The following is a 15,881-nucleotide window of genomic DNA, read 5'->3' as shown; positions in this document are numbered from 1 at the left end:
CCTGACAAAGATAGGGTGTTTTATAGATTTGATATTATTAAAGTGCAGCAGCCACATCTTCTAATAAAGGTGGAATATCCATAACGGCCGTCACCACTTCAATAAATATCATTTTATCCTGTGTAATTTTTGCTTGCTCTAACGCTGATCTCAGTTCAGCGGGCGTGGACGCTTTTAGGATAACGCAGTTGTCATCGTTTGCACCAAACGACTTAGGCATCATCTGCCAATCACAGTAAGGAATATCGTTGTAAGACTGTTTTTCCCCATGGATTGCGCGCTCTACCGTATAGCCAGAATTATTAACAAGCACGATAACTGGGTTTAATTTTTCGCGTATCATCACCGCCAAGTCTTGAACGGTTAATAATGCTGAACCATCGCCAATTAATAGTACACTTCGCTTATTTGGAGAGGCTATGCCTGCGCCTAGGCTTGCAGGTAAAGTATAGCCAATAGAGCCCCATAAGGGTTGACCATAAAACGTAATCCCTTCAGGCAAGCGCACCTCACTCATCCCAAAGTACGCCGTTCCCTGCTCAGCAAACACCAGATTATTCTCATCTAAGCAGTCAGCGATCAGGTGCCATAAATCTTTTTGCAATAAGGGCTCGTCATCCCCCCCTTGTTGTTCATACACATCTACTTGTCCAATTAAAGGCTTAGGGATGACATCGACTCCAGAGGTCAGGACCTCATACAGAGCTTGCAGTGCATCCTTCATAGCGATGGGCGAGTAAATCTTATCCGCCACCGTGGCACGCTCTTCATGGATGTCGACCACCCGTGAGCTATCAATCTTCTGAGTAAAACCTGCGGTGGTGGTATCGGTATAATTTACCCCAAGTTTAATCAAACACTCTGCATTTTCGACCGCATCTTTCACCACAGGCTGCGACGGCTCACCGACATAAACTCCAGCCCAGCGCTCACTATTTTCATCCAGCAATGACTTACCCCAAGATAAGGTCGCATACGGGATATGAGTATCTGCAATTAACGCTTTAAGCTGCGGCTGTAGTCCTAAGCGATGCACCATCAAATCGGCAATCAATGTCGTGGCTTTACCGGCAATAAAATCTGTTAAGGCTTGTTTAAAATCTACCAATGCCTTTTGGCTGGTAATGTCCTCTTCACTGTCTTTAAGCTTAGTGGTGGGTGGATAAATTGGCAATTTAGCGATATCAGGTGACAGCAGTAAATAACCAGGACGCTGTTTTTTTAGCACCATACGGATAACTCTATCAATCTCCGATGCGGCATTTTTTTCGGTAATTTCTGCTCTGGCCACACTTAATGGCTCTACCATCTTTATAAAATGGTTGAATTCTCCATCTCCCAAACTGTGATGCAGACGGCTTCTACCTTCTCTTAGTTTAGTATTCGGCGCACCCACGATGTGTAGCACGGGCGCATACTCTGCAAAGGAGCCTGCCGTGGCATTTATTGCGGACAATTCACCAACGCCAAAAGTCGTCACCATGGCGGCAAAACGGCGCTCACGCGCATAACCATCTGCCGCATATCCCGCATTTAACTCATTAGTATTACCGACCCAGCGTAGCTTATCAGAGGCAACAATATTATCTAAAAAAGATAAGTTATAGTCTCCAGGCACCCCAAATACTTCGGTTGCCCCTGCTTCAGCAACTCGGTCAAATAAATAATCAGCTATTGTATATTGTTCTGTCGACATCTTTATTCCTTATACTTTTTTTTATAAAACAACCTATTCTTTTCAGGCTTGGACAGTCTTGTTAAACCTACTATTTGTCGCGTTTGATTTGTTGTGTTTAGGCCTGCCTTGCTCGATAGGTTAATTTCCAGAGTTGATATGGCTTATAGTTATCGGTTTTGTATAACTAAAATCTTTCTTGCGCCAAAATTTTAGCAATGAATAAAAACAGCAGAAATAAGAGTTATGTTATAGACAATCTCTGCTTTGTAAATCATATGTCCAAAACTAGGCCAAAACGAAAACCCCCTATACGCTCTATGCTTATAGGGGGTTCTATATACCAATCAAATTCAGCGATTAGAACAACGCTGCCTGTTTCGCTAATACTGGTGGAATATCCATTTTTCCAGTAAACACTTCGACAAATACCAATTTATCCGTTGTTTCTTTAGCTTGGGAAATTGCAGATTTTAGCTCACCTGCTGTTTTCGCTTTTAGCATTAGACAGTTATCTTCAGTGGCACCGAACGCTTGTGGAATGACTTGCCAATCAATATTAGGAATATCATTATAAAGCTCATCCTCTCCATGAATTGCGCGCTCAATGGTGTAACCTGAGTTATTAATAAGCAAGATAACAGGGTTTAATTTCTCGCGGAGCATTACCGCAATATCTTGAATGGTCAATAAGGATGACCCATCACCGATGAGCAAAATTGTACGCTTATCTGATGACGCTAGTCCTGCCCCTAAACTGGCCGGTAAGGTGTAACCAATTGAGCCCCAGAGTGGTTGACCATGAAATGTCACTCCTTTTGGCAATCCAATCGGACCCATACCATTATAAGACGTCCCCTGCTCAGCAAATACCAAGCTATTCTCATTCAAGTTTTTGGCTACAATATGCCATAAATCTTGTTGTAATAAAGGCTTATCATCATCCCTTTCTTGTTGATAGGCTTTAATCTCCCCATTGAGAGGCTTGGCGATCACATTAATACCTGAGGTTAATACCTCATGTAATGCTTGCAGCGCATCTTTCATACTAATAGGGGCAAATACCTCATCACCTATCATTGAACTTTCTTCGTTAATAGTCACGGTTCGTGAGGACTCAATCTTCTCACTAAACCCTGAGCTTGTGGTATCTGTAAATGTCACACCCACCTTGATGAGACATTGAGCATTTTCAACCACATCTTTAACAACTGGATCTGACACGGTTGCATAATATACGCCAGCCCAACGTTCATCTTGCTCATTTAGAAGTGACTTACCCCAGGATAACGTTGCATAAGGTATCTTCGTATCATCAATGAGTGCTTGTAACTCTTTTTTTAGTCCTAAACGTTTCACCATACTATCCGCAAGTAGAGAGGTCTCTTTACCATCAATAAAGGTAGATAAGGTTTGTTTAAACTCGCTTAATGCCTGCTGACTAGTATTATTCTCTCTTTGCAAATCAAGTTTGGTTGAAGGTGGAAAAATTGGCATTTGCGCCACATCAGCGGGTAATGCGATATAACCAGGACGTTGTTTTTTGACGATTTGACTAATGACATAATCAATTTGTGAAGCTGCATTTTCTGGCGTAATAATAGCTTGAGCTACCGTTACTGATTCGGCCATTTTCGCAAAGTTATCAAAGATACCTTCACCCAAGCTATGGTGTAATACCAACTTTCTATTTTGAAGCTTTATTTTAGGTGCACCGGTAATATGTAATACAGGCACATACTCGGCATAGGATCCCGCTGTCGCATTAATGGCAGATAATTCACCAACACCAAAGGTTGTGACCAGTGCCGCAAAGCCACGCTCACGCGCATAGCCATCAGCAGCATACCCTGCATTTAATTCGTTCATATTACCGACCCAGCGCAGCTTATCGGATTTCATAATATTATCTAAAAACAACAGATTATAATCGCCTGGGACGCCGAAAACCTCGGTTGCACCTGCTTCAGCGATACGATCAAACAAATAATCTGCAATAGTATAATTTTCAGTTGTCATGATTCCTTCCTTCATTTGTTTCGTTTTATTTGTTTGGTACAGTCATTCATTGGTTAATTGAAAAGTACACTTAATCAATATGCTTTGATTTTAATTTTTATTAAACTATATTTTATTAAATCGTATAGTGAATATATAACAAAAATATTTCTTGCTCGAAAATTTTAGCAATGAATGATGACAGACAAAATAATAATTATGTTATATACCGTCACCTATGTGTAAATCAGGGTCTATTGAATATCTGTCCGCATAGGGAAAATCGACAAAAATAAGACCTAATCATTGCGATGCATGGAGGTATTATTTAGAGATCAACCCATTCATTGACATTGAGTAAGAAAATTTAGCCCATTTTTCTATTTAATTGCCACAGCTCGTTTCTAGTCGCTAGAGTTGATGAGTTTCGAGAGTTGATGACTTACGAGAGTCATATTGCCTTCAAAACCATATCATTCCTATTCTGACGTGGATAATACTCAGAAGACATTCATTAGTTGTATTTATTTTAACGCTTAACTTATTAAGCTCAACTTGATAAAATCAATGACTCCTATTAAGTATTCCTATTAAAATCACCAAAACCCCGTTTTTAAGTTACAAAAAAAAGAGTCGGCCAGTTTAATCACGTTAAACGGATCGACTCTTTGGCTATATCGCTAAAATGATACGAACCCGCCAATAAAACGAATCCTTAAAATATTACTACTTAAAATAAAGGCTAGTGATATTAGAAGCTACTTATATTAGAGGCTAACTATATAGAGGTGACCTTCATTAGAAGCTACCTATAGTCTCAGGCAACTAAAAGATTGCCTAAAGAATGCTGAAAGAGATGTAAGGTAACCAGGTCAATCGAGCGCAAGTATTAGACTTTAAATTTATTACCCACCATCCCTTTGACGGTTCCTAATATATCAGCAGGAAGTACCACAGTTTTGGCATTGTCAGACTCTGCTAACTCTCGCATCGCTTTAATATACTGCTCACCTAGTAAATATACCACTGGCATCTCCTCCTCCCCCATGGCCTGAGTAATAAGGCGAATAGACTCCTCTGACCCCTTGGCTAATACCACTTGAGCCTCAGAATCACGGCGCGATGCCTCTAGGCGACCATCCGCTTCCAAAATAGCGGCCTGCTTCTGACCATCAGCGCGTGTTACCGTCGCACGGCGTTGACGCTCTGCCGCAGCCTGCTCCTCCATCGCCGTTTGCATCGTATCTGATGGATTAATATCCTGAATCTCTACTGTCTTTAAAGTAATGCCCCAGTCCGCTATATCTTCAGAGATGGCTTGTTTCAGCAGCGCCTTTATGTGATCGCGGCTTGATAAGGCGCTGTCCAAATCCATCTCACCAATGATAGAGCGTAATGAGGTCTGTACTAGATTGCGAATGCCATGTTCATAATCCTCAATACCATAGACCGCTTTTTCAGGCTGTACAATACTGATATAAGCCACTGCATTGGCAATAATCACCACGTTATCGCGGGTAATGACTTCTTGTGATGGGATATCTAATACGATGTCTTTGGTCGTCAGCTTATAGGCCACATCATCGACATAAGGAATAATAATATTCAAACCCGGCTCTAAAGTCTGATGATATTTACCCAGACGCTGAACAATCCACTTATACCCTTGAGGCACAATACGCACCCCTTTAAAGATGGTGAATACCACCAGTGCAACCAGCACAATCATCACGATGCTAAAACTTTCCATTGTCCTACTCCTGCTTATTTTTATTCGTACTTTCTATAGCCTATAGCCATTTATTGATTATCAATATCTAACTGTTTTCAACGATGTGTTGATGATTACCTATGATTAATCTGTGCAGGTGTTACTGCGGCGGCCACGATTAGCTCATTGCCAAGCACATCAACCACGACCACACGCTGCCCCACCTCTACTGCTTCACCTCGGGTGCGGCACATCCACTCGGTTGCGCCCACAATGGGAACACTAAAGCGTACCATGCCCTTGCGGCCGGCTTGCGGTTTAGTGACTATCATACCGACCTCACCAATAATAATCCCGCCGCCCAGTCCCGCTTTTGTGCGGTCCACAGACAACGGTTTCACAAACTTAAACCAGATAAAGACCATGGCAACGGACAATATTAGCCAAGTGAGAATCTGTATAAGCTCAGATATCGGGAGCAGCCACGCTAATAGCGCCACAATCACGGCAGCAACCCCAAACCATAAGGTGGCGAATGTGGTTAAAAACATCTCAGAGATGATGAGTATCACCCCGAGCACTAACCAGTGCCAAGGCTCTATAACGAACATGGTATTATCCTTAAACTTATCTTTATTGTTATTTGTCCTGTTATTTATATTACCATTTTTATGGGCTAGGCAGGCTATTACTATTGTGTGATCCATTTATAGCAAACATTTGCAAAATCTTATCAAAACGATTAAACCTTCAGGCAAAAAAAAACGACTGCCGAAGCAGTCGTTTTGGGATTACCATCATTGTATCTATCTTTTTATCCACAATTACAGTATCTAAATATGAGCGCTGTAATAAACTGAGATATTAGACTAAGGGTACGGCATTAAAACTTAAAGTTAGCACCCAGTGTGATACCGCTAGCATCTAAGTCACCTTGGTTGGCAACCTTGTCTACTTTTGGATACCAGTCATAAGCCAGTTCAATCGCTGCGTTTGGAGCAACGTTATAACCTAGACCGATACCACCGGCGATACCTGTGTCTGATTTTTTACCGTCATACTGATTATAACCAACTGATTTCGAATCAATATCGATTTTGTTTTTTGCCACACCCAAACGGCCTTTTGCGTACATCTCTGAGCCTGGGAAGGTGTAATCATAAGTGGCATATAAACCATACACATCTGCGCTATATTCAGACTTCTCTAAACCACGGCGGAAATCTTCATCATTGGTGGTCATATATTCGGCTTCTATACCCCAGTTAGGTGTGAACTTAGCACCACCATAGATACCATAAGATAACGCTTCGTCATCTGCTTTATCTAGGTCATACTGACCGATTTTAGCACCAATATAAGGCTGTGCTGTCATACCATTGCCATAAGTAACGGCAGCTTGTGCACCTACAGTCATTAATGAACCAGCAGCTAAAGCAAGCAATGTTTTCTGTAAGATTTTCATTGTTATTCTCCTAGTAAATTATGAGCGATACAAGCAATGAGTTTGGGAAAATATTTGGAACTGTGTTAATTAATATGCTTATTTAATCCCTTGCTTGTTATCGATATCTATATAGTAACAAAATATTTCGAGTTGTCTGTCGGCCTTTGATAGCTTGATAGTAAACTATTGATATCCGACCTCTCCATTACTGCCCATAAGTAACCCAAACATCAAAACTGGTTACTTTGGATACCAATAGTTACTGGCGAATAGAGCTGATTAATTATCAGGTCTCTCTTCTGCCCTATTATTTGGTTTAATGAATGACCATCAGCCAACTCTATCCAAGTTCTAATAAAGCCTTTCCCACTTATAAAATAGACAAAAAAAAGCAACCGCCAAGACGGTCGCTTTAAGGTATTCAACTTATTTTGTGAGTGAACTTTTGTGAATCAGTTATTTTATGAATCAGATTTAGTATCTAGCTAAAATTTAAAGTTAGCACCTAGGGTGATACCTTCTGATCTTAAGTCATGACGACCATCGACATTATCTACTTTTGGATACCAGTCATAAGCGAGCTCAACCGCTGCATTTGGAGAGATGTTATAACCAAATCCTAGGCCACCACCAACACCGATATCGTGTTGAGAGTTTTTGCCGCCTCGTACTTTGTCTTCAATTTCAATCTCGTTTCTTGACAAGCCAACACGGCCTTTGGCATATAGATTTGAGCTTGGGAATAAGTAATCATAAGTAGCGTACAAACCATACATTTCGGCTTGATACTCTTTACGCTCACCGTGTTTTTTAGCGAAATCGTCATCCTTGGTTCTCATATACTCCGCCTCTAGTCCCACATTACTTGGGAACTTAACTCCGGTATAGACACCATAAGACATCGCATCATCATCTGCCTTATCAAGGTCTAACTGACCAATTTTCGCACCAATATAAGGTTGTGCTGTATTGGTATGACCATAGTTAACCGCAGCTTGAGCACCTCCAGTGATCAATAAACCAGCAGTTAAACCAAATAACATTTTTTGTAAGATAGTGATAGTCATTTCATTCTCCTAGTCAATTGTTTACGATGCAAGCCACAATCATTGGGTAAATCATCTATGAATAAGTTGTCTTAGACCCCTTGCTTGTTATCGATATTTATATAGTAACAAAATATTTCAAGGTATCTGTCGACCTTTGATAGTTTGATAGTAAACTATTGATAGCCGACCTCTCCATTACTGTCTATAAGTAACCTAAACATCAAAACCGGTTACTTTGGATACCAATAGTTACTGACGCCTAAAGTAATTATTCAAAGAAAATCCGTTGGTTATAGTTATTACCATTTAAAATTTACAACCTAGATTAGCCAGTCTTTATATCTTCGCAATAAAAATAACAGGCATAAAAAAACGACTGCCGGAGCAGTCGTTTTTGGGTAATGCTTGATAGTGAATAATTTAATAGAATCAGTTAGATTCTTATAAATCAGCTATGACTATCCTCATCTCGTTCAATGATTAGAACTTGAATTTAGCACCTAAAGTTACGCCACTTGCATCAAGATCACCTTGGTCTGCAACGTCATCAACTTTTGGATACCAGTCGTATGCAAGCTCTACTGCTGCATTAGGCGCGATGTTGTAACCTAGGCCAACACCACCAGCAATACCAGTATCTGATTCACTACCGTCATAACGGTTGTATGCTACAGTTTTAGAGTCTACGTCTACTTTGTTTTTCGCAACACCTAGACGACCTTTAGCATACATGTCTGAACCTGGGAAAGTATAGTCATAAGTTGCATATAGGCCATAGACATCCGCTTTATATTCAGACTTACTTACACCGCCTTGGAAATCTTCATCACTAGTAGTTAGGTATTCAGCTTCGATACCCCAGTTAGGTGTGAATTTAGCACCACCGTAGATACCGTATGATAATGCTTCGTCATCTGCTTTATCTAGGTCATACTGACCGATTTTGGCACCGATATATGGTTCAGCTGTCATACCATTACCATAAGTAATTGCAGCTTGTGCGCCAGCAGTCATTAATGAACCAGCAGCCAAAGCAAGAAGTGTTTTCTGTAAAAGTTTCATATTATTCTCCTAGTGAAACATATTCAATAGCAAGTCCATTAATGAATAATTCGCTTATCTATTGCTTATGAGAATATAGTAACAAAATATTTCAATTATTCTGTCTGTCTTTAATAGCAAAATCGTTAACATTTGCAATTAACTCTTGAATTATAAGGGTTTTTGTTACGCAAATAGGCATTAGATAATGCAAAACCTACAAAGCCCAAAATAAAAAAAAGCGACCATCGAAGTGATCGCTTTTTGTTTTTAATAATTTATCAGAGTCATTTTTTTCTAATAAGAACTATCTTCTACATAGGATAGCATTAAATATTAGAATTTGAAGTTAGCACCTAAGGTTACACCACTTGCATCAAGGTCACCTTGGTCTGCAACATCATCAATTTTCGGATACCAGTCGTATGCAAGCTCTACTGCTGCATTCGGTGCGATGTTATAGCCTAAACCAACACCACCGGCAATACCAGTATCAGATTCGCTACCATCATAACGCTCATAAGCAGGTGATTTAGAATCAATATCTACTTTGTTTTTTGCAACGCCTAAGCGGCCTTTCGCATACATATCTGAACCTGGGAAAGTATAGTCATAAGTTCCGTATAGACCATAGACATCCGCTTTATATTCAGATTTATTAGCCCCACCTTGGAAGTCTTCATCATTGGTGGTTAGGTATTCAGCTTCTACACCCCAATTAGGTGTGAACTTCGCACCCCCATAGACACCGTATGATAATGCTTCATCATCAGCATCATCTAAGTCATATTGACCGATTTTTGCACCGATGTACGGCTGTGCTGTCATGCCATTACCGTAATTAACGGCGGCTTGCGCACCAGCAGTCATTAGTGAACCGGCAGCCAAGGCAATCAATGTTTTTTGTAATGTATTCATTATTATTCTCCTATTTCTACATACTTATCAGTTAAAAGTTACTCTAAAAAAGGGACTTTAAATAAATAAGTATATTCAGTCTCAGTTCATGCAATGTCAGTTTATGCTTATCTTACATACTCTTAGAACTGTCTATATCGTTACACCAGTCATCAAAGAAAATTATATGAGTCGACCTGATTCACCGCTGCACCGATTTGATAAACCCCATACTAACAAGCCCTGCTATGAACTCTGTCTATGTTTAATAGGCTCGAAGTTAAGTTTTGCAATAAAAAGTATCTAATAAAACTATACGTTATTATTAATTACCACCTCTTTTATCTGCTTTGATAGCGACTTTGGGGGGAATTGCCAAACATATCACTTTTTAAACTTAACAATTATGTTAACAATTTAAGGTCAATCTTTAACTTAATTCTTTGACCAATCACTAAAGACTTAGGTATTCAAAGTAAGCTTCCTTTTTTGATAAAGGGTTTAACGAATTTAAGCCGATACCAAATACCAGGCATAAAAAAACGACTGCCGGAGCAGTCGTTTTTGGGTAATGCCTGATAGTTAATTACTTAATAGAATCAGTTAGATTCTTATAAATCAGCTATGACTATCCTCATCTCATTTAATGATTAGAACTTGAACTTAGCACCTAAAGTTACGCCACTTGCATCAAGATCACCTTGGTCTGCAACGTCATCAACTTTTGGATACCAGTCGTATGCAAGCTCTACTGCTGCATTAGGCGCGATGTTGTAACCTAGGCCAACACCACCAGCAATACCAGTATCTGATTCACTACCGTCATAACGGTTGTATGCTACAGTTTTAGAGTCTACGTCTACTTTGTTTTTCGCAACACCTAGACGACCTTTAGCATACATGTCTGAACCTGGGAAAGTATAGTCATAAGTTGCATATAGGCCATAGACATCCGCTTTATATTCAGACTTACTTACACCGCCTTGGAAATCTTCATCACTAGTAGTTAGGTATTCAGCTTCGATACCCCAGTTAGGTGTGAATTTAGCACCACCGTAGATACCGTATGATAATGCTTCGTCATCTGCTTTATCTAGGTCATACTGACCGATTTTGGCACCGATATATGGTTCAGCTGTCATACCATTACCATAAGTAATTGCAGCTTGTGCGCCAGCAGTCATTAATGAACCAGCAGCCAAAGCAAGAAGTGTTTTCTGTAAAAGTTTCATATTATTCTCCTAGTGAAACATATTCAATAGCAAAGTCATTGGTGTATTCAGTGAGTTGAGCATTAATAACCTTGCTTATTGTTGATGTGTCCATAGTAACAAAATATTTCAAGGAGTCTGTCGGTGTTTGATAGGTGAGAGGTTAACTTTTACCCCTTTTTTTTGTATGGGAGGTAACAAAGGGCGAGTTATGAAACTATTTGTTACATATAACGATTTTTGCAATACTTTCTCAACATCTGATTGATATTAAGCTAGTTTATTTTCTATTATTTTCAGTTTTTATCCATTATTAAAGTTAAAAAACATCATTGAGGATACTTTTATGGCAGGTCCGTCGCTTTTAAGCACCATTGATAAGTTAGAAACTCTAAAATCACAACACCAATATCGCCATCTGCCTACTGTAAAACATCGTGATCGCTGGATTGAAATAAATGACAAGCCTCTATTAAATATTTCAAGTAATGATTATTTAGGATTGGGCAGTGATACGATATTGCAGTCGCAATTTTTAACCCAGCTACAAGAGTTACCCATATCACAGCTTCCACAAATGGGCTCAACCTCTTCTCGTCTGCTGACGGGAAACCATGAACAGTTGCCCTTATTAGAACACGAGTTACTTGAGTGGTATAAGCTTGCCATACCGTATGAGCAACATGACACTTTATCCAAAGCTGTGTTAGTGATGAACAGTGGCTACCATGCCAATATTGGAATATTGCCTGCCTTGGCTAGATTACCGCTAAAGACACTTATTCTAACCGACAGTTTAGTTCATGCCAGTATCATTGATGGTGTCCGTTTAATTAGTAGTAAAGATAGAGAGCATTGTACCTATCAGCGTTATCGTCACAACGATATGGAACATTTATCTTCACTCCTTAAACAAGTTGATGCCTCAATTGAACGCATTATCATCGTCACAGAAAGTATCTTTAGTATGGATGGTGATCGCGCTGACCTGCCAGCGCTGGTAAAGCTAAAAGCAATGGACTCACGAATTGAGCTGTATGTTGACGAAGCGCATGCGGTTGGGGTACTTGGTCGTAATGGATTGGGACTCGCTGAGGAAACTCAAACATTGACTGATATTGACTATATTATCGGCACTTTCGGTAAAGCCTTTGCTTCTATGGGGGCGTATCTGATTTGTGAAGAGACTATTAAGCATTGGCTAATCAATCAAATGCGTTCTTTTATTTTTAGTACAGCTCTACCTCCTATTACCCATAGCTGGACACGATTTGTATTGGCTAAAATGCCTTCCTTTAGTCAGCTGCGAACCCACCTCGCCGAGATTTCGCTGCAAGTCTCGCAGGCCATAAATACTGAGACGGATATTCATTACCAGTCTCCAATTATTCCCTATATATTAGGGGATAACGCCAGCGCTGTTAATAAAGCGCAACAGCTACAACAGGCTGGGTTCTATGCGTTGCCTATTCGTCCGCCCACCGTCCCTATTAACACCGCACGCATCCGTTTGGTCATGAATGCGAAGCTTACTGCTCATGACTGTACCCGTCTTGTCGAACAGTTATAGTCCACTTAAAGCTTTTTACATAAATTCAAGTTATAAAAAAAGACCATACTCTAGGAGTATGGTCTTTTTCTTTGCAATTAGGCTTAACGCTGAAACGTTTCAATGAACCTAATATCAATCAAGCCTAATAGTTAGAAACCATTAGCTCAAATTTTATAGCTAATTACTTCTTGTCGTCCTCGTTCACTTCAGTGAACTCAGCGTCAACGACATCGTCGTCTGCAGCATTGTCAGCTGTTTCAGCACCCGCTTGAGTTGGGTCAACACCTTCTGCACCTTGACCAGCAGAGTAGATCTTCTGGCTAATTGGTAAGAAGGCATTATCTAATGCTTCAAGCTTCGCTTTGATGTCATCATGATCATCTTCTTTAGTCGCTGTCTCAAGCTCACTGATAGCAGTATCTACTGCAGATTTTTCATCGTCAGTAACTTTATCTCCCGCTTCAGTCATGGCTTTTTGAATCGCATGGATACGACCATCCGCTTCGTTACGTACTTGAGCTAGGGCTGCGAATTTCTCATCTTCAGCAGCATTTGCTTCTGCGTCACGTACCATTTGCTCGATTTCTTCATCCGATAAACCAGAGTCCGCTTTAATCTGGATGCTCTGCTCTTTACCAGTGCCTTTATCTTTCGCTGAGATGTTCATGATACCGTCAGCGTTGATATCGAAGGTGACTTCAATTTGTGGGATACCACGTGGTGCGGGTGGGATATCCGTTAGGTTGAAGTTACCAAGCAATTTGTTCTGTGAAGCCACTTTACGCTCACCTTGGTATACCTGAATGGTAACCGCAGGCTGATTGTCTTCAGCAGTTGAGAACACTTGTGATTTCTTAGTTGGGATCATCGTGTTTTTCTCGATGATAGGTGTCATTACACCGCCCATTGTTTCGATACCAAGTGTTAAAGGTGTTACGTCAAGTAATAGTACGTCAGTTTTGTCACCTGATAATACTGCACCTTGAATCGCTGCACCAACGGCTACTGCTTCATCAGGGTTCACGTCCTTACGTGGCTCTTGACCGAAGAACTCTTCTACGGTTTTTTGAACCAATGGCATACGAGTCTGACCACCGACTAAGATAACATCATCGATGTCGCTTGCTTTAAGGCCCGCATCTTCTAACGCTACTTTACAAGGATCGATTGTACGTTTTACTAACGCTTCTGTTAATGCTTCAAGCTTAGAGCGGCTGATAGTAACAACCAAATGCTTAGGACCAGTCGCATCAGCAGTGATGTAAGGTAGGTTTACTTCAGTGCTTTGAGCGCTTGATAATTCGATTTTTGCTTTTTCAGCAGCTTCTTTTAGACGCTGCATTGCTAGCGCATCACCTTTTAGGTTGAAGTCTTGTTCTTTTTTGAACTCATCCACTAAAAAGTCGATTAGTGCTAAATCAAAATCTTCACCACCTAAGAAAGTATCACCGTTGGTTGATAATACTTCGAACTGCTGCTCGCCATCAACGTCAGCGATTTCGATGATTGATACGTCAAATGTACCACCGCCTAAGTCATATACAGCGATCGTACGGTCGCCTTGCTTTTTATCCATACCATAAGCAAGTGCTGCTGCAGTTGGCTCGTTGATAATACGCTTAACGTTTAAGCCAGCAATTTTACCGGCATCTTTGGTAGCTTGACGCTGAGAGTCGTTGAAGTAAGCGGGTACAGTTACTACAGCATCTGTTACTTTCTCACCAAGATAATCTTCAGCTGTTTTCTTCATTTTTTGAAGGATTTCAGCAGATACTTGTGGTGGCGCCATTTTTTTACCATTTACTTCTACCCACGCATCACCATTGTCGGCTTTAACGATTTTGTAAGGTACCATACCGATGTCTTTTTGAACCACTTTGTCTTCAAAGCGGCGACCGATAAGGCGCTTGATAGCATATAAAGTATTGTTAGGGTTGGTTACTGCCTGACGTTTTGCAGATTGACCTACTAAAATTTCACCATCTTTATAAGCGATGATTGAGGGGGTTGTGCGTGTACCTTCAGCATTTTCGATGACTTTAACTTTGTCACCTTCCATTACTGCCACACAAGAGTTCGTTGTACCTAGGTCAATACCTATTGTTTTAGCCATAATATTAAAACTCCAAATAATTTATTGTTCGTGTTTATTTCAGGGTTAGCTTTCGGTTTACTGACCTCATCGAAATCTTGATTGAGCAGTAAGCCTCGCTTCTTGTCTGTTTATATCGGTTTGGCTCTTTAATTTTTCAAGTTAAAAATTCGCAAAAATCACAATTTTTTGTCTTTTTTTGTATGTCAGCCCCTATTTTTATCTAATAAGGGGCTACATTCAGCTTGTAGATATTTTGCTTAAACGAGGTAATACGCTTACTGACCTACTTTAACCATAGCAGGGCGCAGTAAACGGCCATTTAAGGTATAACCTTTTTGCAGCACTTCACCCACGGTATCCGCTGGCGCATCTGCATCAATGCCTACCGCTTCATGGTATTCAGGGTCGAACTTCGCATCTTCTGGATTCACGACTTCAACGCCTTGCTTTTCAAGTGCGGTTAAGAATGATTTGTGCGTTAGTTTTACGCCCTCTAAGATAGCATCGTCGGCATCATCGTCGGCATGTACGCTAACAATAGCGCGCTCTAAGTTATCCACAACTTCTAATAATTCTTTAATGAATTTTTGTAGCGCGAATTTACGGCTCTTCTCAGTTTCTTGCTCCATGCGTTTTTGTGCGTTATACGCATCGGCATTGGCACGGGCTTGACCTTCTTTAGCGGCTTTTACCTCGTCCTCTAGCTGAGCAATGCGCTCTTCATAAGCTTTCACATCGATTTCGCTATGAATCACACCGTTCTCGCCGCCGTTGACTTCTGGGTTGAACTCATTCAAGGTTTCTTCTAATACAGTCCCTGATTTCTCAACGTTAGACTGTGCTGCGGTTGGGTTTTGGGTATCATGGTCTAGATTTTCTGCGTTATTGTTCTCTTGATTGTTACTCATGGTATCTCCTTAACAGCCGAATTATTTTGGCTTTATTTATGACATAAAGGTTAATTATGAAATATCTGCCGTTGTTGGCATTGATTAACGTAAACTAACAATAAACATTAGTATGAATGCGTTCTATGAGATTATTCTTAGATTTTATTTCACTTATTTTAATTCTGCAGACCGCGACTTTAATCGTTGCAATCACTGATATCTACGGTCTATTCTTACTGCTTGATAAAGGTCATTGGGTAAAATTTCAAGGTCTAAGCACAAACTTAACACAATCCACTAACAAGAATGGGGAAA

Annotated in this window: 12 protein-coding genes; 1 reads left to right on the top strand and 11 read right to left on the bottom strand. The window is 40.3% G+C overall.

Features of this window, described 5'->3' with window-relative positions; translation table 11 throughout:
* Positions 1 to 37: 37 nt before the first annotated feature.
* The 9 genes from AC2SLO_RS01595 to AC2SLO_RS01555 all read right to left on the bottom strand — a co-directional run bounded on the left by AC2SLO_RS01595 (position 38) and on the right by AC2SLO_RS01555 (position 11,050).
* Complete coding sequence (locus AC2SLO_RS01595; protein WP_486542651.1) at positions 38 to 1,696, bottom strand: alpha-keto acid decarboxylase family protein; 1,659 nt, start codon at positions 1,694 to 1,696, stop codon at positions 38 to 40.
* 339 nt (positions 1,697 to 2,035) lie between these two features.
* Entirely contained in the window at positions 2,036 to 3,694 is a 1,659-nt protein-coding gene (locus tag AC2SLO_RS01590) for an alpha-keto acid decarboxylase family protein (RefSeq protein WP_486542653.1), read from the bottom strand.
* A gap of 868 nt (positions 3,695 to 4,562) precedes the next feature.
* Positions 4,563 to 5,423 carry an SPFH domain-containing protein gene (locus AC2SLO_RS01585; protein ID WP_486542655.1) on the bottom strand — a complete coding sequence of 287 codons (861 nt, stop codon included), beginning with the start codon at positions 5,421 to 5,423 and terminating at the stop codon, positions 4,563 to 4,565.
* A 95-nt stretch (positions 5,424 to 5,518) separates the two neighbouring features.
* Positions 5,519 to 5,995, bottom strand: a complete 477-nt coding sequence (locus tag AC2SLO_RS01580; protein ID WP_486542657.1) for an NfeD family protein — start codon at positions 5,993 to 5,995, stop codon at positions 5,519 to 5,521.
* A gap of 272 nt (positions 5,996 to 6,267) precedes the next feature.
* Positions 6,268 to 6,849 carry a porin family protein gene (locus tag AC2SLO_RS01575; protein WP_486542659.1) on the bottom strand — a complete coding sequence of 194 codons (582 nt, stop codon included), beginning with the start codon at positions 6,847 to 6,849 and terminating at the stop codon, positions 6,268 to 6,270.
* Positions 6,850 to 7,316: 467 nt separating this feature from the next.
* Positions 7,317 to 7,892, bottom strand: coding sequence for an outer membrane beta-barrel protein (locus tag AC2SLO_RS01570; protein ID WP_486542669.1), 576 nt, complete (start codon positions 7,890 to 7,892; stop codon positions 7,317 to 7,319).
* 468 nt (positions 7,893 to 8,360) lie between these two features.
* Entirely contained in the window at positions 8,361 to 8,942 is a 582-nt protein-coding gene (locus tag AC2SLO_RS01565) for a porin family protein (protein ID WP_486539714.1), read from the bottom strand.
* A gap of 315 nt (positions 8,943 to 9,257) precedes the next feature.
* Positions 9,258 to 9,839 carry a porin family protein gene (locus tag AC2SLO_RS01560; RefSeq protein WP_486539713.1) on the bottom strand — a complete coding sequence of 194 codons (582 nt, stop codon included), beginning with the start codon at positions 9,837 to 9,839 and terminating at the stop codon, positions 9,258 to 9,260.
* Between the two features lie 629 nt (positions 9,840 to 10,468).
* On the bottom strand, positions 10,469 to 11,050 hold the full coding sequence (locus AC2SLO_RS01555; protein WP_486539714.1) for a porin family protein: 582 nt from the start codon (positions 11,048 to 11,050) through the stop codon (positions 10,469 to 10,471).
* A gap of 325 nt (positions 11,051 to 11,375) precedes the next feature.
* On the opposite strand from AC2SLO_RS01555, the gene AC2SLO_RS01550 reads away from it, so the two are divergent.
* Positions 11,376 to 12,599, top strand: coding sequence for an 8-amino-7-oxononanoate synthase (locus AC2SLO_RS01550; protein WP_486539716.1), 1,224 nt, complete (start codon positions 11,376 to 11,378; stop codon positions 12,597 to 12,599).
* A gap of 163 nt (positions 12,600 to 12,762) precedes the next feature.
* Here AC2SLO_RS01550 and dnaK read toward each other — a convergent pair whose 3' ends face one another.
* A complete protein-coding gene (gene dnaK / locus AC2SLO_RS01545) occupies positions 12,763 to 14,694 on the bottom strand; it encodes a molecular chaperone DnaK (RefSeq protein WP_486539718.1) in 1,932 nt (643 codons plus the stop codon).
* A gap of 257 nt (positions 14,695 to 14,951) precedes the next feature.
* Positions 14,952 to 15,584 (bottom strand): nucleotide exchange factor GrpE, encoded by a 633-nt coding sequence (gene grpE, locus AC2SLO_RS01540; RefSeq protein ID WP_486539720.1) that lies wholly within the window; start codon positions 15,582 to 15,584, stop codon positions 14,952 to 14,954.
* Positions 15,585 to 15,881 lie beyond the last annotated feature (297 nt).

Source organism: Psychrobacter sp. CX14 (assembly GCF_057396205.2).
Note: the sequence above shows the minus strand (reverse complement) of the source record. Positions and strands in the feature narration are given on the sequence as shown.